This window comes from Paenibacillus sp. FA6 (assembly GCF_051550225.1).
GTDB lineage: Bacteria > Bacillota > Bacilli > Paenibacillales > Paenibacillaceae > Paenibacillus_AQ.
Map to the genome: position 1 here is coordinate 1,590,017 of NZ_CP188820.1, position 20,915 is coordinate 1,610,931.

Sequence of the window (20,915 nt, forward strand, 5' to 3'; positions counted from 1 at the left end):
GAATGCTTTCGAAGTGAGTTTTGATCGAAGTATATCAATAGTAGCGATGCTCACAAAACTTAAGTGAGTGCTTTCGAAGTGAGTTTTGATCGAAGTATATCAATAGTAGCGATGCTCACAAAACTTTAAGGAGAATCCATATGAATGGGAAACAGCGTAAAATGATTTATAAAGTCATGCCGTATACAATTCTTATCTTGATCGGAATCTGTTTCATCCTGCCTCTTCTGTGGGTTGTTGTTGCGTCGATCGATCCCAATGCGATGCAATCACTTAAAATGCCTAATCATATAACTGGGACAAACTATGTCGATGTGATCACCAATAGTGTAAATCAGCGTGCGTACATCATCGGCCTTATTATGTCAGGTAGCCAAGCTATATTTGTCGTTATATTGGCATTGCTTGCGGCCTATCCTTTGTCACGTTATCAATTGAAATATAAGAAGTCGTTCATGCTGACCATATTATTTATGACTTCTTTGCCGATTACTGCCGTTATGGTACCCGTATATCAATTGTTCTTAAGCTTAAACTTATATGACAATATTGTTGGGGTTATTTTATTCTTTATCGCATCATCCTTGCCGTATGGAATTTGGATGCTGAAGAATTTTATGGATTCGGTGCCGATTGACTTGGAAGAAGCAGCATGGATCGATGGGGCGTCTGTCTTAATGGGTATTCGTATGGTGATTGCACCTTTAATGGTTCCTGGCATTTGTACGGTAGCTATATTCACATTCTCTGGAAGTTGGGGTAACTTTTTTGTACCCTATATCTTATTGCAGACACCTGAGAAATTCCCAGCTTCTTTGAAACTGTATCAGTTTTTCGGACAATACGGTATGGTGGACTATGGTAAATTAGCAGCGTTTTCTGTGCTTTATGCGATTCCTTCGGTTGTAATGTATATTCTCTCGCAGCAGTATATGTCTAAAGGATTCGGTCTACAAGGCGGGACGAAAGGATGACAAATAAGGACAATCATCAATTGTACAAGCATGTTGCATCGACCAAAAATGAAATGGTAGCCTTGGATAACGGCAAGGTGGAGCTCAATTTTTCATAAAGAAGTGAGTACTTGTGAACAGCATAATGGTTAAACGAAACTCACTATCCGATGATGGATGGGGAGTTTTGTTCGTTTCTATGTGATGATCGTCGGGAATCATTTGTAGCCCACCTAAATAAAGCTACTCGCTAAAGTTCTCCTTGTCGAAATCTGCGATATGAAAGCAATGCTCAAAATGACAATAAATGGAGTTACTTAAAAGACCAACCAAAAAAAAATTTAGAGTAAGCGTCAATGATCCATTTTCCGAACAATGCTATACTAAAGTTAACATGTTTATGAGAGTAATTATGGAAGAATCGTCTAATCTGGAGGTGTAACATGATGAACGAAGTCTTTAGTGAAATACCGGAATCCAGTACATGGGATGTGGTGGAAGAGGTCAATAAAGGTTGGTCCAAAGACAAAAAATATTATATTAAAACGAATGAAGGTAGGAAATTGCTGCTTAGAACGTCGGATATCACTCAATATGAGAGAAAAAAGAAGGAATATGAATCGATCAAAAAGCTTGATCATATCGATGCTTTAATGTCCAGACCGATTGATTTTGGAATATGTAATCATGGCCAGTCCGTGTATTCCTTGCTGACTTGGGTCGCTGGTGAAGATGCAGCAGTTGTCATCCCTACAATGAGTAATAGAGAGCAATATGAACTCGGAGTAAAAGCGGGAGCGATTTTAAGAGAAATGCATGATATTCCTGCGGAGAACAATCAAATGTCATGGGCTGAATATTATAATATCAAAATAGACAAATATATAACCAATTATAAAGCCTGTGGTATTCCTTTAAATGGAGTAGAATTAATATTCAATTTTATTGAACACAATCGATATCTATTGGAGCAGCGCACTATGTCATTTCAACATGGTGACTATCACGTGGGAAACATGATTGTTACTACTTCTGGTGAACTTGGAATTATTGATTTCAATAGAGTTGATGATGGTGATCCATGGGAGGAGTTCAATCGTATTACGTGGGATGCAAGCCTAAGTGGATATTTCGCATCGGGTCGTATCAACGGATATTTTAATCATGAGGTACCTGATGAGTTTTTCAGAGTGATGGCTTTATATATTGCTAGCAACCAACTTTCAACCATTCACTGGGCGATTCCATTTGGACAGGAAGAAATTGATATTATGCTCAAACAAGCTGGAAGTGTGTTGGAGTGGTATGATGAGTTTCGTACATACGTACCGAGTTGGTATTTGTCAGATTCTGTTGGATTGGGATAGACAATTCGTGAACTTTAATGAGAAATGTAAGGAGATAGATTGTCATGAAGTTGGTATCTTGGAATGTAAATGGGCTTAGAGCCTGTGTGAAAAAAGGGTTTGACGATTATTTCCGGGAAGTGAACGCGGATATATTCTGTGTTCAAGAAATAAAATTACAAGAAGATCAAATTGCACTGGAATTGGGCGATGAATATTCGCAGTATTGGAATTACGCTGTTAAGAAGGGGTATTCTGGCACTGCTATTTTTACGAAGATCAAGCCACTTACTGTACGCTATGGTCTAGAAGAGGATGAGGAGCCTGAGGGACGAATCATTACGCTGGAGTTCGAAAGCTTCTATCTTGTGAATGTATACACTCCCAATTCAAGGCGTGATCTGTCACGACTCGAGTTGAGACTAGGCTGGGAAGAACGATTCCGTAGCTACATTCAGCAATTGGACGCGCTCAAGCCTGTTATTATATGTGGTGATCTGAATGTTGCCCATCATGAGATTGATCTTAAGAATGCACAATCCAATCGGGGTAACTCTGGCTTCACCACAGAAGAACGTGGTAAAATGACTGAATTGTTGGGATCTGGATTTATAGATACATTCAGATACTTTTATCCGGATCAGACAGATGCCTATACTTGGTGGTCCTATATGTCAAAGGTAAGAGAGCGGAATATTGGCTGGAGAATTGATTATTTCCTAGTCTCTTCTAGAATGGGGTCATCCTTAACGGATGCTCAAATCGATTTTGAAATTATGGGAAGTGATCACTGCCCAATTATTCTTATAATGGATTAAATCCCGAAGGGGGGGACGACATCATGGCACTTGGAGTTTTATTCATCATGTTTATTGTTATTGCGGTTGTCAGTATTACCAGTATTGCGTTGTTGTTTCTAGTACAAGACCCCAAGAGAAGTAATATGATATTTGCAATTACAGCGGTAATAGGGGTTCTTATCAGCTATATGAATGTTACTGCTCTTGCGAGCAACTTCGTTATTCCGCGAATTGTGGCAGCGTCTTTTGGAGTATTGTTAGTGATTGGAATTATTCTGAAGTATATGAAAAAAGAGATGATCGCAAAAGTATTCGTAGCCGCATCAGTGGTATTGGGTGCTCTTCAGCTCTTTTTCTTCTGAGTAGCATAGGAGTTCGGATTTTCAAAATCTCACATATGCGGCTCCACCATAATATTGAGAAAAGTCACGTCTATTGGCGTGATTTTTTATTTTGCGCCCATAATACTGCGGAAGCGATTGCAGGCTTTATACCATACGGCCTTGGTGTTGAGCCTTCTTAGTAATACTATTAGCTTTATAGCCCAATCTATTAATGATTTGCTCCACATCATCAATACCTTATTTTGGTTAATAGGTAGGTATGATATACTAGGAAACAATGAAAGACATAAGAGCAAGCATCTAGGTATAAAGCCGAGTTTACATGTTTAATGGTCGTTGATTTTCTAGTGCGAACCCGAAGCACACATGAATTCCCTGGGAGGTTCGCACCAAAAATTATTAAAAAAATAACCATTTTGAAGTTGAATTTGTAATTTAGTGCAAATAAAAAGGTGTTGATTTGTTTATTTACACTAAAAAATCGTTGAAAACACGCTTTTATATTGCTTTTTCGCAGTCGCACTCTCACGAGAGTGCGTGGATTGAAATGCATTCCACAAAACGGAGGTGATATGCAATCCTACGTCGCACTCTCACGAGAGTGCGTGGATTGAAATTTCAATTCAAGTTCGCCAAGAAGGGTACGGTATTGTCGCACTCTCACGAGAGTGCGTGGATTGAAATCGTAGATACATAAGTATCTCGTTCTGCATAATCCTGTCGCACTCTCACGAGAGTGCGTGGATTGAAATCATTGTGCGTTAAATCCTGTTACCGGATCCGGTGTAGGTCGCACTCTCACGAGAGTGCGTGGATTGAAATTTATAATCGGTGTCCATTGTCCGTTTGCCGGGGTCGTCGCACTCTCACGAGAGTGCGTGGATTGAAATGAAATACCGATCGGCTACGTAATGGATATCCGTCCGTCGCACTCTCACGAGAGTGCGTGGATTGAAATAATGGGATGATGTTCGAATATTGGCCGCTTAAAAGTCGCACTCTCACGAGAGTGCGTGGATTGAAATTTTCATGGCTTCAACATAATTCATCCCATCGATAAAGTCGCACTCTCACGAGAGTGCGTGGATTGAAATTACATCCTGCATCATAGCCTTCTCAAAAGCCACGTCGCACTCTCACGAGAGTGCGTGGATTGAAATTTCTGCAGGAGTTTATGTTGTTGATAGTTTGATGGTCGCACTCTCACGAGAGTGCGTGGATTGAAATGCCTACGTTGGCCTTACGTTTAACCTCGCGATACTTAGTCGCACTCTCACGAGAGTGCGTGTATTAAGTGTCCGACAACGATTTGTAAACAGGAGATTAGATGTCCTCCTGCTCCTGTTACAGCAATCGAATGGAGATGCGATAATTAATGTTTCAAGGACGTAAAGATAGATGACACTCAATTCATTACCTTATAATGCCGATAATGAGGATAAGAATATAACTTATGAGGTGATCATCATGAAAGTTAATAATAGTTCTGAAATGGCCGTTTTATTGGAAGCGCTTAAAAATTCAAATCAAATGTTTAAATCCAAAGATGAAAATTCCACAGAAAATATTTGGAGTGCTAAGTTAAAAGAAATGGAAGATACCAGCCTCGGATATAGGTTAGATAGTATTGCAAGAAGGATTGCTCGTGGTGATTTTGTAAGTGGGAAAGATAAGTCTTTATTAATACAACATAATCCAGAAAAGCTACAAAAAGCGGAGATAGCAAATACGAGAAGAATGGAAGTAGCCTTAAGATTGAAAAGTGCTAGAAGTAAACAGGAAGCAAGAGAAATTATTTCAAATGCAAGAGTCGAGGTGTATCAAGCCTTTTCCAGTAAGGATGAAGAATACACAGTGTTATTGTCAGAAGCCTATAATAAATTAACTGAAGATTATTCAGGAAATAAGTTAACTACAATGGTGAAAAAACCTACAAATAAGCTAGATATAAAAATATAAGAAAGCCACTTGGATATGACCGTCAGGTTATTACATGTGGTTTTCCTTTTTTTGAATTGAATCACGTCGATCCGTTCAGAAATTTTCATTCATTTTCGTTCATCTATGGCCGATAATTAGTATAGGCTTTCACAGGTAAGTTTCACATCTTAGACCCGAAGGAAGGGAACAGTCGATGGATCATTCAATGGATCATTTACAGGGCACCTATAATATGTCGATTGTAGCGTTGTCCTACATTATTGCGGTCGCGGCCTCATATGTAGCGCTTGATTTAGCTGGACGAGTGAGTGCAGCCAAAAGTAGAAATAACCGAATGCTATGGCTCATTAGCGGCGCATTTTTTATGGGATTTGGAATTTGGTCGATGCACTTTGTTGGGATGCTCGCTTTCAAATTATCTGCACCAGTCTCTTATGACTTGGTATGGGTCGTTATATCCATCGTTATTGCGGTTATGGCATCGTTCATTGCACTGCATATTGTTGGACGAGATCAACTGGGTCTCAAGAGATTATTAATAGGCGGAACACTAATGGCAATCGGTATTGCTACGATGCATTATATCGGAATGACAGCAATGAGTGTACGTATTTATTATGAACCTTGGTTGTTTTCTTTGTCGATAGCTATCGCGTTTATTGCTTCAGTTGCGGCTTTATGGCTCTCGTTTTATTTTCGTAAAGAACAATCCTGGAAAGGTGTACTTTATAAGCTTGGCAGCGGGTTAGTGATGGGGGCAGCAATTGCTGGTATGCACTATACGGGAATGGCAGCAGCCCGGTACCGTCATGGGAAGAGCGTAGAAATATCGAGCATAAAGATGGAACAAGAGGTTCTTGCCTACATAATCGCTTTAGGCACGTTAATTATTCTGGCTTTTGTCTTGTTCGGTATATATCTTGATAAGCGCCTTACTAGCAAGGACGACGAGATCACCAATCATGAGAATTGGTATAAGTCGCTATACGATAATCATCAGGATGGGATTATTACTATTGATATTCACAGTCATATTATTGATGCCAATCCATCGGCACATCGAATTATGGGAATCAATTTGAACGATTATCTCAATAAGCCTGCTGCTTTTCTATTGGAGCTTCATGCTGAGCAGTATCGTGAGCAAGCTAGGCGATTATTCTTGTCGTCTTTGCAACAAGGGGAATTACAGACGATGGAGACCGTAATCATTCATCGTGAGGGTCATCATGTTCATCTGAGTTCGTTAAGCGTTCCAGTTATTGTCGATGGAGACGTTAAAGGAACTTACCTTATATTCAGGGACATCAGCGAGGAGAAACGGTCGAAGGAAAAGATTCAGCAGATGGCCTATCACGATGAATTGACCGGCTTACCCAATCGTAGGCTTTTGAAAGTAACACTCGTGGAAACGATCCATCAATGCCGTCTTGAGAACTCTCCGTTTGCTCTGCTATTCATGGATATTGATCGTTTCAAAATCATTAATGACTCGCTGGGGCATGCTTACGGCGATCAATTTCTACTGATGGTATCAGAGCGTTTGCAGCAAGCGATGATAGGTATGCATGTTACGATTGCTAGGATGGGGGGAGATGAGTTTACTCTGATCTGCCATGGAGATTCGAGCGCGGATACGCCTGCCCAGATTGCACAGCGATTAATCGAGGTCATTCAAATTCCTTATCGCCTAAAAGACAATGACTTCTACGTATCTGCTAGCATAGGCATCGCGATATACCCTGAGCATGGGGAGGATGCGGAGCAATTAATCCGAAATGCAGATACGGCAATGTATGAAGTGAAGCGAAACGGAAAAAATGGTTATCAGTTTTATTCTAGTCAATTGGATGAGCATATGATGGCGAAAGTAGAGCTTGAAGCAGATCTACGCAAAGCGATTAAACATAATGAGCTCCTAATCCATTATCAGCCTCAGATGAACCAAAGAACGATGCAAATTATCGGAATAGAAGCCTTATTAAGATGGAATCATCCTGAGAAAGGAATCATTGCGCCGGGAATATTTATTCCTATTGCTGAAGAGACGGGATTAATCGATGAAATTGGTGCTTGGGTATTGCGAGAAGCATGCCTGCAAATGAAGCGGTGGGAGCAGCAATATAGTTGGAAGATTCCTGTATCGGTAAATCTCTCCACTCAGCAATTCCATCAGAAGCATCTCGTAAGAGAGGTAAAGAACATATTGACCGAGACCGGATTATCGCCGGAGTTCCTGGAACTTGAAATAACGGAAAGTATGATGATGGATGTTGTTCGATCTAGTCAAATTTTGCGTGAGCTGTCGGGTCTTGGCATACGACTTAGTATGGATGATTTCGGAACCGGCTACAGCTCACTTAGCTACTTAAAAATGTTTCCTATTCATAAGCTCAAAATTGACCGTTCTTTCATTAAGGATATCACGATAAATGATGATGATCGGGCGATCGTAGCAACGATTATTGCTATGGCGCATAATCTCAAGATGAATGTTATTGCGGAGGGCGTTGAGACGAAGGAACAGCTGCAATTGTTAATGGAGAACGGATGTGATGAAATTCAAGGGTATTATTTCAGCAAGCCGATACCTGCCAGTGAAATAGAGCGATTGTATTTAGTGCCGTTGAATCGGAATGAACAGTGATAGTTATTCATACTTAGGTCCCCAGCCTGTCAATAGGTGGGGACTATTTTATGCGAAAAAAGCTATCTATGTAGTTTGAAAGAAGGGGCTGTCTATTATGAATGTATTTGGTTAGAATCAAGAAGCTGTGAAAGCGGGCATAGATTAACGTCATTTATCATGTTATGTTAAAATAAGATATAACATAGGCAAAAGATCTTATAACTTGGAAGAGGAGTACAGAAATGGAGATAAGTCAGGTTTACAAGGAATTGAAGTCACTAATCCCGTTAGCGGAAATTCAGTGTCATGAAACTTTAAAGGATCATGTATATACCCAAATGGGTGGGAATGCGGATATTCGTGTTCAACCATCTACATATGACGAAGTTCAATGTATCATTAAATATGCAGCAGAGCGTAATCTTACGATGACAACCCTTGGAAATGGATCGAATGTCATTATTCGCGATGGAGGCATTCGAGGGATTGTTCTTCAGATGACAAAGTTAGAGGAAATGACGGTTTCTGAACATATATTATGTGCTCAAAGTGGGGCATCTATTATACAAGCATCACGAATGGCTTTGGGTGAGCACTTGACTGGACTAGAATTTGCTTGTGGCATACCGGGTACCGTAGGTGGGGCACTTTATATGAATGCTGGAGCTTATGGAGGAGAAGTTGCTGATGTGCTCATAGACGCTCTTGTGGTGGATTCCAGCGGGAACTTATTGACCATAAAGCGAGAGGACATGGCACTGGGTTATAGAAAGAGTATTTTTGCGGGTGGACTGTATACCATACTAGAAGCAAGATTTGCCTTGCAATCCGGTGATTATACCTCAATAAAAGAAAAGATGGATGAATTAACACACTTGAGAGAGTCGAAGCAACCTTTAGAGTACCCTTCGTGCGGGAGCGTATTTAAGCGTCCTCCTAATCGGTTTGCAGGTCAGTTGATCCAAGAGAGCGGCTTACAAGGTGTAAGAATCGGTGGAGCAGAGGTATCAACGAAGCATGCTGGATTTATAGTTAATGTAGATAACGCTACTGCAAGCGATTATATTGGTCTAGTTCATCATGTGAGAGACACCGTTAAAGCTAAATTTGATATCGATTTGGAAACAGAAGTTAAGTTTATTGGTGAAGAATAATATTGAACTCACTTAAATAATGAGTCAACATGATTCATACCGGAATAGATGTATACCAAAGAAGCTATCGAAATTTCGGTAGCTTCTTTGGGGTGCAATTTCTAAGATGATCCGGACATACTCATTTGATTATTGTAGGCTTTATTCCAAAGACACGATGTATTCAGCTCTAGCTGTATTTAGTGAGACTTCATCAAGATTAGATTCCTCAGAATACCTAATATTGATTTGAGATATCTTAAAGTGGACCTGATCGATATCTTCTTGTTCCATCAAATCATTTCCTCTGTAGTTTGTTTTATTTGCTGAGATAAGATTTAATATGAAGTTAATCAATACTAGTATTAGATTTGATAATTCAAGTTTAAAATAGAGCTGTAAGCATAAAAAGGAAAGGGTGATTCACCATGACAGCCATTGTTCTTTATAAACGTCCACAGTTAGTGACTAAGGATGATCAAAGCCTCTCCTTTTATCTACTCTCCAAGTTCATTCAAGATAGTCCCCACGTTTATACGAATCAGAAATGTAAAGATACATTACGCGTTTTGTTCGCTCATCCAGAAGCGGAATGCATTGTGGTCTGTAACGAAGCAGATCAGCCTGTAGGACTTGTGAACTGCAGTAAATTTTATTTGCGATTAATCGGTCCTATGGGAATGGATAGTCTGTATATGGAACCTGTAACCAAGCTGATGAATCGGAACCCACTCATTGTAGAGGAGGGAACTCATGTTCAATCCATACGCGAGGAGTTAGATAGACGTCAGGAACATAGTCTTGGGGAATATATCATGATGACAAAGCAAGGAAAACTTAGCGGTGTCCTTAAAGTATCAGACTTACTGAGCCTCTAATTTATTAAAACTATATTTCACACCTATATGGCAAGGGGCAGGGCTGTCTCATCACGGACAGTTTTTTTGTTGTGCTTCTAGTTAAGGTAATAGATGCCCCTTTCCCTGATGGAGTTACCTACTATTTTTAAAGTTTGCATAATCAATAACAACAATTCGACCATTTTTATCGATGTTGAAATTTTTCCATCTTGGTTCATCATTTCTTCTGTTAGTTAAATCATTTGGTGTTATCCCCTCTCTTAAAAATTCATCTCGCAATTTGTAAACTAAATCCCTGTTTTTTTTCGTATCTGAAACTACCGACATATTAATCTTCTCCATTACGCACCAGCCATGACCATGGTCAACTACTTTAGAAAGATAATCTTTGATCGTCGGTATTGAGGATTCATATAATACGGCTTCTGATGCATTATCTTTTATACCTTTTACCGAATAGCCAATTTTCAATACAAATCCGCTTTTTAGGTCAAATACAATCCTGCTTTTTCCTGTACCAATGACTTTATATGAAAGCTTTAATTTACGAGTGGCATGTCTAATACTGAATTTCTTCTGAATAGCATCCATTTCCTCTACTTTTTTGATCCACTTCACAATGACATCCAGATCACTTGGTTTTATATAATTCTCACTCATTGCTACCATCCTTTCTGAAAAACAAACTATTAATAGTATCATATTCAGACGAGGATACGTTGTGAATCCTATGGGCAATTTGGAAGTCCGGCTTGTTTCCAGCTTCTTCGATTTTCGTATGATATTGCGTTTTCAAATATTTACTTCCTTTCGGGCAATGGTTTTATCCAACTAAATGACTTCAACCATTGTGGGGGAAAATCAGATATTACATAGTTTTGTAAAAACAAACTATTGCACAGCACCTCTTATATTATTTTGAATATATTAAATTGTAGATGTACCAGACTAATTGATATAGAGGGGTGATATACGTGAAAGTAGATTGGGTGATTGTCGGTGCTGGATTTACTGGAGCTACATTGGCTGAGAGGATCGCTTCTGAACTGAATCAAAAAGTATTATTGATAGAGCAGAGAGATCATATCGGGGGAAACTCTTACGACTGCTATAATCAGGACGGCATCTTGATCCACAAATATGGTTCGCACACGTTTCACACCAACTCCCATATGGTATGGAACTATCTTTCGAAATTTACGGAGTGGAGACCTTATTTTCATCATGTGTTAGCCGTAGTGGATGGCAAGAAAGTTCCTGTTCCATTTAATCTAAACTCCATCTATGCTCTTTTCCCCCCCAAGTACGCGGAAAAGCTTGAGGATTTGCTTATCCAACATTACGGTTACGGCGTGAAGGTACCCATACTAAAACTTCGGGAAAGCGCAAGCGGAGACCTCATCTTATTGGCTGAATATATTTATAAAAAAGTATTTTATCACTATACCCTTAAACATTGGCAGTTGAAGCCGGATGAGTTGGATCCTTCAGTCACTGCGCGAGTACCGGTTTATATCAGCAGGGATAACCGCTATTTCCAAGACACCTATCAAGGCATTCCGAAGCATAGCTACGCAGATCTCTTTAGTCGAATGCTAAAACATCCTAATATTAGCGTTCTCTTGAACACGGACTATCGTGAAGTCATAGAAGATATCAAGTTTAATCGTATGATCTATACCGGACCTATAGATGCCTTCTTTAATTACAAGCATGGGCGCCTGCCTTACCGTAGTCTTCGCTTCGAGTTCGAGACCTTAAATCAAGAATATTATCAGGAGGCCGGAACTATCAATTACACTAATGAGTATGAATTTACACGCATTCTTGAAACAAAGCACCTCACTGGTCAAATCTCGCCGCATACAACAATAACCACTGTTTATCCGATGGAAGACAATCCAAATAACGAACCCTACTACCCCATTCCGCGCGCAGAGAACCGTCAGCTCTATAGCGAATATGTAAAGGAAGCGGAACAAATCAAAGATAAAGTGCTTTTTGCAGGGCGGCTGGCAGATTATAAATACTACAATATGGATCAGGCTGTAGCACGGGCGTTAACACTGTATAAACAAATAGCAGAAAAGAGCATTTAATTTCATGGCTTCATGATAATGGTTGTTAACAAAAAGTATAATTAGGAGGATGAAACTCATGATCTGTTTTTCATTGGTAGCACATGAAAACGAGAAGGCTGTGATGGATCAAATAGAAAATATTCGTCGTTTTATTAAAGGAGACTACTTTATTGTATTATATAACGGGGGCCCGAATAAAGAATTCGGCAATGAGGTCTGCCTAAAGTACAAGGAAGTAAAGTTATGTTCTTATAGCAGTCCCTTAAAATACAGAAAAACCGGGAGAGTCTTATATGATGTCACCAGATGGCTGAAGTCTCTGAATATTTCTTATGACTATCTGGTCTACTTGGAATCAGATACGATGTTTATAAAAGATGGGTTTAGTAGATATCTTTATAAAAAAATGAAAGGGTACGACTTTATGGGGCAGCATTGGAGAAAATATAATCCTAAAAAAGATTACCCAAGATCTCCGGGAACGAAGTCTATGTTTAAAGATTGGAAGCGGTGGGAGAAATATTTTAAAGAAAAATATTTCTGCAAAACATCGAACCCATTTCAAACCTATAGTTATACAATAATCCAGAAGATCCTGAAGATAGTTGATGGAGAGAACTTAGAAAAATTATTAGCCAAAAGTCCGGTAGAATCATTGGGCGAGATGATCTATCCAACATTAGCAAATAAATGTGGTGCTAAAACACGCACATATCCCATATCTTTCAAACAATATAATCATTGGAAGCCTGAGCTTAGAAAAAAAGATGTGAAAAAGGCGCTGAAAAAAGGAGAGTTTATGTTTGTTCATCCGGTTAAAAGCAATCGTGTCCGCGATTGGATTATGAAAAACGCAAAATAACGAGTTAACTTGCCGAATACTTCAATAAAGACTGCCGTTTCTAATCTCCGGCAACCTAGTGTGTTGTATTGATCTAACGATCCCAAATAGCGTAACCAAAAAAAGTTCCTCGTAGAGAAACATGAGGAACTTTTTTGGTAAGCGTATGTTATATAAGACAATTCCCATCATCACAACTATTCCCAGCACCGCCTACAACGGTAATTGGGTGAGCATCATTCCATGCTTGACGAAGGGCATCGAGGAATACTTCGGTTGGTTGTGCTCCAGATATTTCATATTTTTCATTAGCAAGTACAAACGGAACACCACTCACTTGTAGAGATTGTGCCCGACTCTCATCGGATCGCACTTCATCAGAATACTTGTCGCTCTCTAACATTTGTCGAGTTTCAGTCTCCTTAAGACCCGCCTTCACAGCCACTTGAAGAAGAGCGTTGATGTCACTAACCAGCAAACCTTCAGTGAAATAGGCATGATACAGTTGTTCGCTAACTTCGTCCACAAGCCCTTGAGTGGCAGCATAGTGGATTAACCGATGGGCATCAAAGGTATTACTGGATTTCATGAGATCAAATCGATACTCAAGTCCATCTTTCGCAGCAAGCGTTGTAATTTGAGCCATCATTTGTTTCACCTCATCTACCGATCTACCCATCTTCTTAGATAAGGAGTCAATAAGATCCTTACCTTGACGTGGTGTGGAAGGGTCAAGCTCGAAACTACGCCAGATTACCTCGATCTCATCGCGATGTTCGAATTGAGATAATGCTTTTTCAAACCTTCTTTTTCCTATATAACACCATGGACATGCAATATCAGACCAGAACTCTACTTTCATTGTCATAACGTAGCCTCCTCTATACTTTCTATCTATCATCATAATGATTACAGATCAATAAATCAACCTTCACCAAGATATGGCTAAATATAATTGACATGCAATTCTATATGATCTAAAATTTCGGGAATAGAGCTTATTTGGACGTGAGAAGGTAGGTCATACTGGAATGAATTGGATACGGAAGATTGGGTTGAATGGCTCGGAACGATTTATTCAGGTGTCGTTGTTACGTTCCTTCCTTAAATGGATATTCTTTGGTGGTGTAGTTGGTTTATTAACAGGTAGTGCTTCAGCGATATTTCTGAAGAGCCTTGAATATGTAAGCAATGTAAGAATAACAAATCCATGGTTGTTATTCTTACTCCCATTAGGTGGAGCGTTCGTAAGTTACTTGTATTATAAATATGGCAAGAATAGCGCTAAAGGCAACAATCTGATCATTGAACAAATCCAAGAGAAGGATTATGAGACTGTCCCTTTACGACTGACTCCGCTTGTCTTATTTGGAACGTTAGTAACACATCTTTTGGGTGGTTCGGCAGGGCGAGAAGGTACAGCAATCCAGATGGGTGGGAGCTTAGCAGAGCAGTTCGGCAAATGGATAAAGGTAGGACCCTTGGATCGGAAAATCCTGCTTATGTGCGGTATTAGTGGGGGCTTTGGATCGATATTCGGAACACCGATAGCAGGTGCGGTCTTCGCATTAGAGGTGATCGTCTTAGGCATGATGCGATATGATGCGTTAATTCCTTGTTTTATAGCAAGTTTCACAGGAAATTGGGTCGCGATGAATTTATGGGGAGTCACACATGTACCATTTCAAATGGGCACTGTTCCTTCACTTACATTAATGGTACTACTGAAAGTTATTGTTGCTTCTGTCTGTTTTGGCTTAACCAGTATGATCTTCAGCGAGTTAACTCACTTTTTCAAAAAAACCTTTGCTTTCTTCTTTCATAATCCGATGCTCAAAACTGCTGTTGGTGGAATAATCATTATCCTCATGGTTTATGCGATTGGATCTCGAGATTATTTGGGATTAGGAGTTCCATTAATATCTCAATCTTTCGAGGGAAACGTTCCACCTTTCGCATTCCTTGGGAAGCTAGTCTTCACTTCGGTTACTCTCGGAGCAGGATTCCAAGGTGGTGAAGTGACACCATTATTCGCGATTGGTGCCACACTTGGGAATTCATTAGCAGGGGTGCTTCAACTATATGCCCCTTTTCTAGCTGCATTAGGATTCATTGCTGTATTTTGCGGAGCAACGAACACACCACTTGCTTGTTTTCTAATGGGGATCGAGTTATTTGGTTCTGAGGGTGCCCTATTTATGTTTATCGCATGCTTGGTAAGTTACTTATTCTCCGGCCATTCTGGGATATATACTTCTCAAATGATCGGTGTATCTAAGATCCCTCCGTTGAAGATCCCAGAAGGAAAATGAATATCAAGGTCTTTGTTTATATAGCCCAGAACTGAGTAAATGAACTTTAACATCGATATTTTGGAGACTATCTTCTGTCAACAAGGATTTATTATCCGTATTTTGATATATCTCCTTAAATTTTTGAGGATTTGAACGAAAAAGAGATTCTTCCAATCTAAATACATCACATTGTTGCTTCAGACCCTTTTTATAGGTGTCTTTTATTTCGGATACAATCGCCTTTTCCACTTCTTTATCCAAATTTTGATCCGTGAGTGGTTCTTGCATGTCTTCAATATAGGCTTTTGTTGTAACCTTAATGTTGTATTTAACTTTTTCACCTACAATTTGTGGAGTAATTTGGAAACGGGGTTTGCGTAATATGATCGTTGCCGTTGGAGGACCTTCAGAAGGAATACTAATGGGCGTTCTTATAAGTCCTTTTTGTAGCCAACGGTATCCCTTTAGATCATCTTCATGCAGCCAACCTGATAATTTATAATTATTTATAAAATATATTCCGTTAATTCTCAACATTGGTTTATCCTTGGTATCCTCATGCCATGCACTTTTATCTATAGAAAGTGATGGTATCTTTGAAGATAGGTTATGTTCGTTTAAGCTAGCAATCAATGTATTAATATAGATTGGTTTAATAAACGACCACTGGGAGTAGACTTCCTCTGGGGTACTCATGATCGTCTCGATCGGGGAATGGTTGAGAATGGATTTCTGAGTAAGGATATCCTGAATGGGCTCTTTTGTACCATATATCAGAACGTTATACCTGAATTCTCGATAGCGGAGCATAGAATCCTCCACGTCTTTAATGCCATGTTTTAATACATTCTCCGAAAAGACAATGGCTTTGACATGACCCCAGTACAATCTCTTCTGTGATGTTTGATAGAGTGAGATTAAGGAATCTGTGACGGTCTTTCCTTCCCCTTTTCCAATCCAAACAGGTATATTCTTCCCCAGTTCTGCTCCTTCCGTCTTGGCAACATTGCTGAAGTTAAGAACTTGTACATAAGAGACATACTGCCCATCGACGTAGTCATAACCAATAGCTGTGACATAGGCCATATTCTGAATTTGATAGGAGTCCCAGCATCCTGGTAACAATGCCATCATCGTAATTAGCCATACAATCCTTCTACAATAAATCATACGGGATCATCTCCTTGATGATCAGAGTCTATCGTGTGTAAATCAGTGGGTCTGTCCTTAGTTTTAATCCATGGTAAACGAAACAAAGTGGCTATCATATCTTTATAAATTGGAGGTGAAAGAGGAGACAAATATGGGACTCCGAAGCTCTTTAGCCTAGACATATAAATTACGAGAAGGATAGATCCTAAGATCAGTCCATATAAACCTAGTAAAGCTGCTAAAAAGAATAATCCCAATCGCACAATACTAACCATGGAACTTAAAGTTTGATTAACTAAGGCTACACCTGACACGGCTGTAATCGCCCCAACGACAACGACAGATGGCGACACTAGACCAGCTCGAATAGAAGCATCACCAATAATTAACCCACCAATGACAGTCAGGGTCTGTCCAATTGAACTAGGTAAACGGACGCCTGCTTCACGAAAAATCTCTAGGAGGATGATAAGTAAGAACATTTCTAAGGCTACTGGGAAAGGGATTCCTAACCTTGCAGTGGCTATAGTCGCCATTAAATAGAAAGGAATCTGATCCTGATGTGATGCTGTTAAAGCTACCCAAAACCCTGGAAGTAGAATCGACAAGAAGAAACTAATCGCACGGATTATCCGAACAAAAGAGACATAATAAAAATTGAAATGGATATCTTCTGGCGATTTTAATAGCAATGTGAATGTTCCGGGCCCAATTAAAACCATAGGACTGCCATCAATAATAATGACAAATCTCCCATTCAGTAAACAATTAACCGTGAAGTCTGGACGACCGGTAAAGTCAAGTAATGGAAAGAGAGAATATTTGGAATCAGATAACATTTCTTCAAGCTGACCAATACTATATATTCCATCGACATCAATATTGTCTAATCTTCGTTTGACTTCCTTCAGAATCTTGGGAGAGATAATATCATCGAAATACAGTAAACCAACTTTGGTTTTAGTTCTTGTTCCCAGAACATATCCTTCGTAGCATAGAGACTTACTCCGTATTCGCTTGCGAATAAGGGCAATATTGACAACAATACTTTCTACAAAACCATCTTTAGGACCTTTAATTGATATTTCTGTGCTTGATTCCTCAGGAGATCTTTGTGGAAGTTTACTCATATTGAAAGTGAAGAATGAATTAACATGTGGAACTAGAATGATCAGATTTCCTTCAAATAATAACCCGCAGAGGGTATCCTCTGAAGCATTGTTCTCAAGTGGTTCAAGTTGTAACTCTCCAAACATTTTACCTTTATGAACTACAAACTCATTATTTTCTCGATACAACGACTGTAGTTCTGGCAGGACAGTACGGCTTATAAGACTAGATTCTACCGTGCCCTCACTATATATCAATACGACAGTAGATGATTCAGACTCATCAAATTGATGTGTGAAAGTAATAATATCTTTTGATTTTTCAAATAAATCTCTCAATTTCTGTTCAGACCAATTCAATTCTGCTTCTTCTTCCTTAGAGAAATTCAAGTTACTTCCCCCTTTGGTGGTTTAGTAAATAACGCAATATAGAGCCATATGATCGAGAGAATCACATTTATCCATAAGGAAACAGGAACATATACTTTATAGGCCCACTGATAAAATGTTTCCTGATTAATGGGTAAAAGGCTTAGTAGTATATAACTTGTCGCAATGAGAAGAAGGAAACGAGTTCGAATGACCTGATTTTTAAAGGGAAGTAGATCAGACAGTAGAAATTGAACAAGACTAATTCGAATGGTGGCACCCGCTAACCATTGGAATATGGAAAGAAAGTCTATATGTTCGATATACTCACCTAATTTGACGAGACGCCATTGTTCATAAGGTGACGCAAATTGTTTGGCTGCCTCGATAGGTCCAAATTCTGTGAGGGCTCCAATGATTGGTCCAAGGGTTATGCCAAGTAGGAGAACTGCGAGTATCATGAGCTGCCAGTAACGAATCTTTGTTTTTAAATGATGTTGTAACACTACGAGGACAATTAATTCTGTGAATGCTCCTCCCATATACACCATACCTTCGAATACAGGTCCCCATCCATGTTCTACGAAAGGCTTCAATAAAGCGTAGTTTTTCCGGGGCGTATTTGCTACGGATACAAATATCCCGAGAGCCATGACAAACGGTAGTAAGATTCCAGCTCCTATGGCAATCGTCTGGATTCCTAATTTAGCACAGTAAAAGCACGTAAGAACTAATGGGACAATGAGTACAAGTCTTGGAGTAGCAGGCAAATAGCCAACAAAGATCCATGTCACGGTGTGAATTACTGTCGTTCCACCAATTAAATATAGTTGTATACAGATAGGAATCACGCTAATCCAGGCTATGATGGGATTCGTACGTTGAATAAGCCATGGAAGCAATTTCTGTTGTCCTGATTTCTTCATGATGATGACAATAATTACACACCATGGCAGACAAACAAGAGAGGACAGTAACACGGTAATCCATGCATCTCTTCCCGATACATCTAAGAGCATTGGATTGAGAATGATGTGGGTCATTAGTCCATTCATTAACAACAAGATCATAGCTACTTGTATAAAACTTATTTTACCGATTGAAGAATTCACTTCTGTATCCCCTTCATACATAGCATCTTATTCCTGCTGGTTAGAATACCCGTAATTTCAATTAATATGTAGACAGATGGAGGAAGGTTAGTTATTAAGTTGGATTTGGTCATTGCCAAAATGTGAAATTGAATATAGTATAGATACTTACGAGAATGATAATCAATATCATGTAAAGAAAGGTGGTTCTCAGTGTTACGTCGATTTTTTTCATATTATCAGCCATATAAAGGACTTTTCATATTGGACTTTGGCTGTGCAGTCTTTGCAGCGTTGCTGGAATTAGTTTTTCCACTTGCTGTGAATAAGGTGTTAGATGATTATCTTCCAGGGGGGAATTGGAATACTATCATTTGGGCGTGTGCCGTCTTGTTAGGAATTTATATCCTGAGTTCTGCACTACGCTATGTTGTTTCCTATTGGGGTCATATGTTGGGTATCAACATTGAAACTGATATGAGAAAAAAATTATTTGATCATGTCCAGAAGCTTTCTTTTCGGTTCTTCGATAACACGAAGACAGGCCATCTCGTATCCAGAATGACGAATGATTTGATGGATATTGGGGAGATTGCTCACCACGGTCCTGAGGATTTATTTATTGCTGTCATGACATTGGTGGGTGCGTTCCTCTTAATGCTCTCTATCAATTGGCAATTAGCAGTGCTTACATTCGTGATTGTTCCATTTCTTATTTATCTGTCTATCTATTTCAGTAAAAAAATGACACGAGCTTTTAATCGTATGTTTGCAGATATTGCTGACTTTAATGCTCGTGTTGAGAACAATGTAAGTGGTATTCGTGTCGTACAAGCATTCTCGAATGAAGCTCATGAGAAAAGTCGGTTTGCAGTAAATAACGGGCGATTCCGTCAGACGAAGTTGATTGCGTATCGCATTATGGCTTTGAATTCATCCGTAAGTTACATACTTATGCGTTCGGTTTCATTGTTTGTCCTCGGATGTGGTACCTGGTTTGTCATTGAAGGACAGATGACACATGGTGAATTTATTGCTTTTGTATTGTTGTCCAATGTGTTCTTAGATCCTATTAAGATGATTAACCAAGTGATCGAAACGTATCCCAAAGGGATTGCAGGCTTCAGACGATACACCGATTTACTTGATACAGAGCCAGATGTAGCTGATCGTCCGAGTGCAGTCCATGTTGATCATCTAAAAGGTGACATTCAATTTAAGCATGTGACATTCGGCTATGAGAACAAGAAGAATGTTCTGAATGATATTAGTTTAAACATTGTTGCTGGACAAACGGTAGCATTTGTTGGACCATCTGGAGCGGGTAAGACTACGATATGCAGTCTATTGCCCCGCTTTTATGAAGTGAAGTCTGGAAGTATCACAGTAGATGGGTTGGATATAAGAGAAATGAAACTTGAATCGTTGCGTAAGCAGATTGGGATTGTCCAGCAAGATGTATTCTTATTTGATGGAAGCATACGGGAGAACATTGCCTATGGAAAGCTTGATGCAACTGAAACAGAGATTTGGGCTGCAGCTAAACGAGCGCAATTGGAAGAGATTATTCTGTCACAGAGTGAAGGGCTAGATACACTGATTGGTGAACGTGGTGTGAAATTATCTGGTGGACAGAAGCAAAGACTTTCGATTGCACGAATGTTCCTTAAAAACCCGCCTATTCTCATTCTGGATGAAGCCACTTCAGCGCTTGATACGGAGACCGAAGCAGCGATTCAACAATCCCTTGCTGAATTATCAGTTGGTCGTACTACATTAGTCATCGCGCATCGTCTGGCGACGATTAAGAATGCAGACCGTATTGTTGTCGTTACAGAAGAAGGAATTTCGGAACAAGGGAATCACAAAGAGCTGGTAGCAGCTGGCGGTACGTATAGTAGATTGCATGATGCTCAATTCAATTTTGATGTATGACGATTTGAACCACTTATATAGTTCGAGTTCGAGTAAG

At 39.5% G+C, this 20,915-nt stretch carries 17 protein-coding genes and 1 CRISPR repeat array; of the genes, 12 read left to right on the forward strand and 5 right to left on the reverse strand.

Translation table 11 applies throughout. The annotated features are described in order from the left end of the window. Window positions 1-140: 140 nt before the first annotated feature. From ACP8HI_RS07315 to ACP8HI_RS07350, 8 genes are all read left to right on the forward strand, one after another. Complete coding sequence (locus ACP8HI_RS07315) at window positions 141-974, forward strand: carbohydrate ABC transporter permease (RefSeq protein ID WP_438350454.1); 834 nt, start codon at window positions 141-143, stop codon at window positions 972-974. 425 nt (window positions 975-1,399) lie between these two features. Next, window positions 1,400-2,320 carry an aminoglycoside phosphotransferase family protein gene (locus tag ACP8HI_RS07320; protein ID WP_438351738.1) on the forward strand — a complete coding sequence of 307 codons (921 nt, stop codon included), beginning with the start codon at window positions 1,400-1,402 and terminating at the stop codon, window positions 2,318-2,320. 44 nt (window positions 2,321-2,364) lie between these two features. Then, entirely contained in the window at window positions 2,365-3,117 is a 753-nt protein-coding gene (locus tag ACP8HI_RS07325) for an exodeoxyribonuclease III (RefSeq protein ID WP_438350455.1), read from the forward strand. Between the two features lie 23 nt (window positions 3,118-3,140). After that, complete coding sequence (locus tag ACP8HI_RS07330; RefSeq protein WP_438350456.1) at window positions 3,141-3,461, forward strand: hypothetical protein; 321 nt, start codon at window positions 3,141-3,143, stop codon at window positions 3,459-3,461. Window positions 3,462-3,959: 498 nt separating this feature from the next. After that, window positions 3,960-4,740: direct repeats of the CRISPR family, unit length 33 nt; unit sequence GTCGCACTCTCACGAGAGTGCGTGGATTGAAAT. A gap of 170 nt (window positions 4,741-4,910) precedes the next feature. After that, on the forward strand, window positions 4,911-5,402 hold the full coding sequence (locus ACP8HI_RS07335) for a hypothetical protein (protein ID WP_438350457.1): 492 nt from the start codon (window positions 4,911-4,913) through the stop codon (window positions 5,400-5,402). A gap of 187 nt (window positions 5,403-5,589) precedes the next feature. Further along, window positions 5,590-8,031, forward strand: coding sequence for an EAL domain-containing protein (locus ACP8HI_RS07340; protein WP_438350458.1), 2,442 nt, complete (start codon window positions 5,590-5,592; stop codon window positions 8,029-8,031). A 224-nt stretch (window positions 8,032-8,255) separates the two neighbouring features. Beyond that, complete coding sequence (gene murB / locus ACP8HI_RS07345; RefSeq protein WP_438350459.1) at window positions 8,256-9,167, forward strand: UDP-N-acetylmuramate dehydrogenase; 912 nt, start codon at window positions 8,256-8,258, stop codon at window positions 9,165-9,167. Window positions 9,168-9,574: 407 nt separating this feature from the next. Beyond that, window positions 9,575-10,024: a CBS domain-containing protein gene (locus ACP8HI_RS07350; RefSeq protein ID WP_438350460.1), complete on the forward strand. Its 450-nt coding sequence runs from the start codon at window positions 9,575-9,577 to the stop codon at window positions 10,022-10,024. Window positions 10,025-10,138: 114 nt separating this feature from the next. Here ACP8HI_RS07350 and ACP8HI_RS07355 read toward each other — a convergent pair whose 3' ends face one another. Then, window positions 10,139-10,666 carry a hypothetical protein gene (locus ACP8HI_RS07355; protein ID WP_438350461.1) on the reverse strand — a complete coding sequence of 176 codons (528 nt, stop codon included), beginning with the start codon at window positions 10,664-10,666 and terminating at the stop codon, window positions 10,139-10,141. Between the two features lie 314 nt (window positions 10,667-10,980). Here ACP8HI_RS07355 and glf point away from each other — a divergent pair, with 314 nt between their 5' ends. Together glf and ACP8HI_RS07365 are read left to right on the forward strand one after the other, a co-directional pair. Next, the gene (gene glf, locus ACP8HI_RS07360; RefSeq protein WP_438350462.1) at window positions 10,981-12,105 is read left to right on the forward strand and encodes a UDP-galactopyranose mutase; all 1,125 of its coding nucleotides are present in this window, start codon (window positions 10,981-10,983) and stop codon (window positions 12,103-12,105) included. A gap of 49 nt (window positions 12,106-12,154) precedes the next feature. After that, on the forward strand, window positions 12,155-12,949 hold the full coding sequence (locus tag ACP8HI_RS07365) for a hypothetical protein (RefSeq protein ID WP_438350463.1): 795 nt from the start codon (window positions 12,155-12,157) through the stop codon (window positions 12,947-12,949). 148 nt (window positions 12,950-13,097) lie between these two features. Here the strand turns inward: ACP8HI_RS07365 and ACP8HI_RS07370 are convergent, their stop codons facing one another. Continuing rightward, window positions 13,098-13,796, reverse strand: a complete 699-nt coding sequence (locus tag ACP8HI_RS07370; RefSeq protein ID WP_438350464.1) for a DsbA family oxidoreductase — start codon at window positions 13,794-13,796, stop codon at window positions 13,098-13,100. Between the two features lie 163 nt (window positions 13,797-13,959). On the opposite strand from ACP8HI_RS07370, the gene ACP8HI_RS07375 reads away from it, so the two are divergent. Continuing rightward, on the forward strand, window positions 13,960-15,240 hold the full coding sequence (locus tag ACP8HI_RS07375; RefSeq protein WP_438350465.1) for a voltage-gated chloride channel family protein: 1,281 nt from the start codon (window positions 13,960-13,962) through the stop codon (window positions 15,238-15,240). A 3-nt stretch (window positions 15,241-15,243) separates the two neighbouring features. Here the strand turns inward: ACP8HI_RS07375 and ACP8HI_RS07380 are convergent, their stop codons facing one another. The 3 genes from ACP8HI_RS07380 to ACP8HI_RS07390 are packed head-to-tail and all read right to left on the reverse strand — an operon-like array spanning window position 15,244 to window position 18,964. Continuing rightward, window positions 15,244-16,392, reverse strand: a complete 1,149-nt coding sequence (locus tag ACP8HI_RS07380; RefSeq protein WP_438350466.1) for a Ger(x)C family spore germination protein — start codon at window positions 16,390-16,392, stop codon at window positions 15,244-15,246. Continuing rightward, window positions 16,389-17,873: a spore germination protein gene (locus ACP8HI_RS07385; protein ID WP_438350467.1), complete on the reverse strand. Its 1,485-nt coding sequence runs from the start codon at window positions 17,871-17,873 to the stop codon at window positions 16,389-16,391. Before ACP8HI_RS07385 ends, ACP8HI_RS07380 begins: the two co-directional genes overlap by 4 nt. Then, a complete protein-coding gene (locus ACP8HI_RS07390) occupies window positions 17,870-18,964 on the reverse strand; it encodes an endospore germination permease (protein WP_438350468.1) in 1,095 nt (364 codons plus the stop codon). The genes ACP8HI_RS07385 and ACP8HI_RS07390 overlap by 4 nt, the downstream gene beginning before the upstream one ends. Before the next feature lie 192 nt (window positions 18,965-19,156). Here ACP8HI_RS07390 and ACP8HI_RS07395 point away from each other — a divergent pair, with 192 nt between their 5' ends. Next, the gene (locus ACP8HI_RS07395; RefSeq protein ID WP_438350469.1) at window positions 19,157-20,878 is read left to right on the forward strand and encodes an ABC transporter ATP-binding protein; all 1,722 of its coding nucleotides are present in this window, start codon (window positions 19,157-19,159) and stop codon (window positions 20,876-20,878) included. Window positions 20,879-20,915: the final 37 nt, after the last annotated feature.

Coding starts and splice junctions, on each gene's coding strand:
- ACP8HI_RS07315 (WP_438350454.1), top strand. CDS start 141: ATGAATGGGAAACAGCGTAAAATGATTTATAAAGTCATGCCGTATACA.
- ACP8HI_RS07320 (WP_438351738.1), top strand. CDS start 1,400: ATGAACGAAGTCTTTAGTGAAATACCGGAATCCAGTACATGGGATGTG.
- ACP8HI_RS07325 (WP_438350455.1), top strand. CDS start 2,365: ATGAAGTTGGTATCTTGGAATGTAAATGGGCTTAGAGCCTGTGTGAAA.
- ACP8HI_RS07330 (WP_438350456.1), top strand. CDS start 3,141: ATGGCACTTGGAGTTTTATTCATCATGTTTATTGTTATTGCGGTTGTC.
- ACP8HI_RS07335 (WP_438350457.1), top strand. CDS start 4,911: ATGAAAGTTAATAATAGTTCTGAAATGGCCGTTTTATTGGAAGCGCTT.
- ACP8HI_RS07340 (WP_438350458.1), top strand. CDS start 5,590: ATGGATCATTTACAGGGCACCTATAATATGTCGATTGTAGCGTTGTCC.
- murB (WP_438350459.1), top strand. CDS start 8,256: ATGGAGATAAGTCAGGTTTACAAGGAATTGAAGTCACTAATCCCGTTA.
- ACP8HI_RS07350 (WP_438350460.1), top strand. CDS start 9,575: ATGACAGCCATTGTTCTTTATAAACGTCCACAGTTAGTGACTAAGGAT.
- ACP8HI_RS07355 (WP_438350461.1), bottom strand. CDS start 10,666: ATGAGTGAGAATTATATAAAACCAAGTGATCTGGATGTCATTGTGAAG.
- ACP8HI_RS07365 (WP_438350463.1), top strand. CDS start 12,155: ATGAAACTCATGATCTGTTTTTCATTGGTAGCACATGAAAACGAGAAG.
- ACP8HI_RS07370 (WP_438350464.1), bottom strand. CDS start 13,796: ATGACAATGAAAGTAGAGTTCTGGTCTGATATTGCATGTCCATGGTGT.
- ACP8HI_RS07375 (WP_438350465.1), top strand. CDS start 13,960: ATGAATTGGATACGGAAGATTGGGTTGAATGGCTCGGAACGATTTATT.
- ACP8HI_RS07380 (WP_438350466.1), bottom strand. CDS start 16,392: ATGATTTATTGTAGAAGGATTGTATGGCTAATTACGATGATGGCATTG.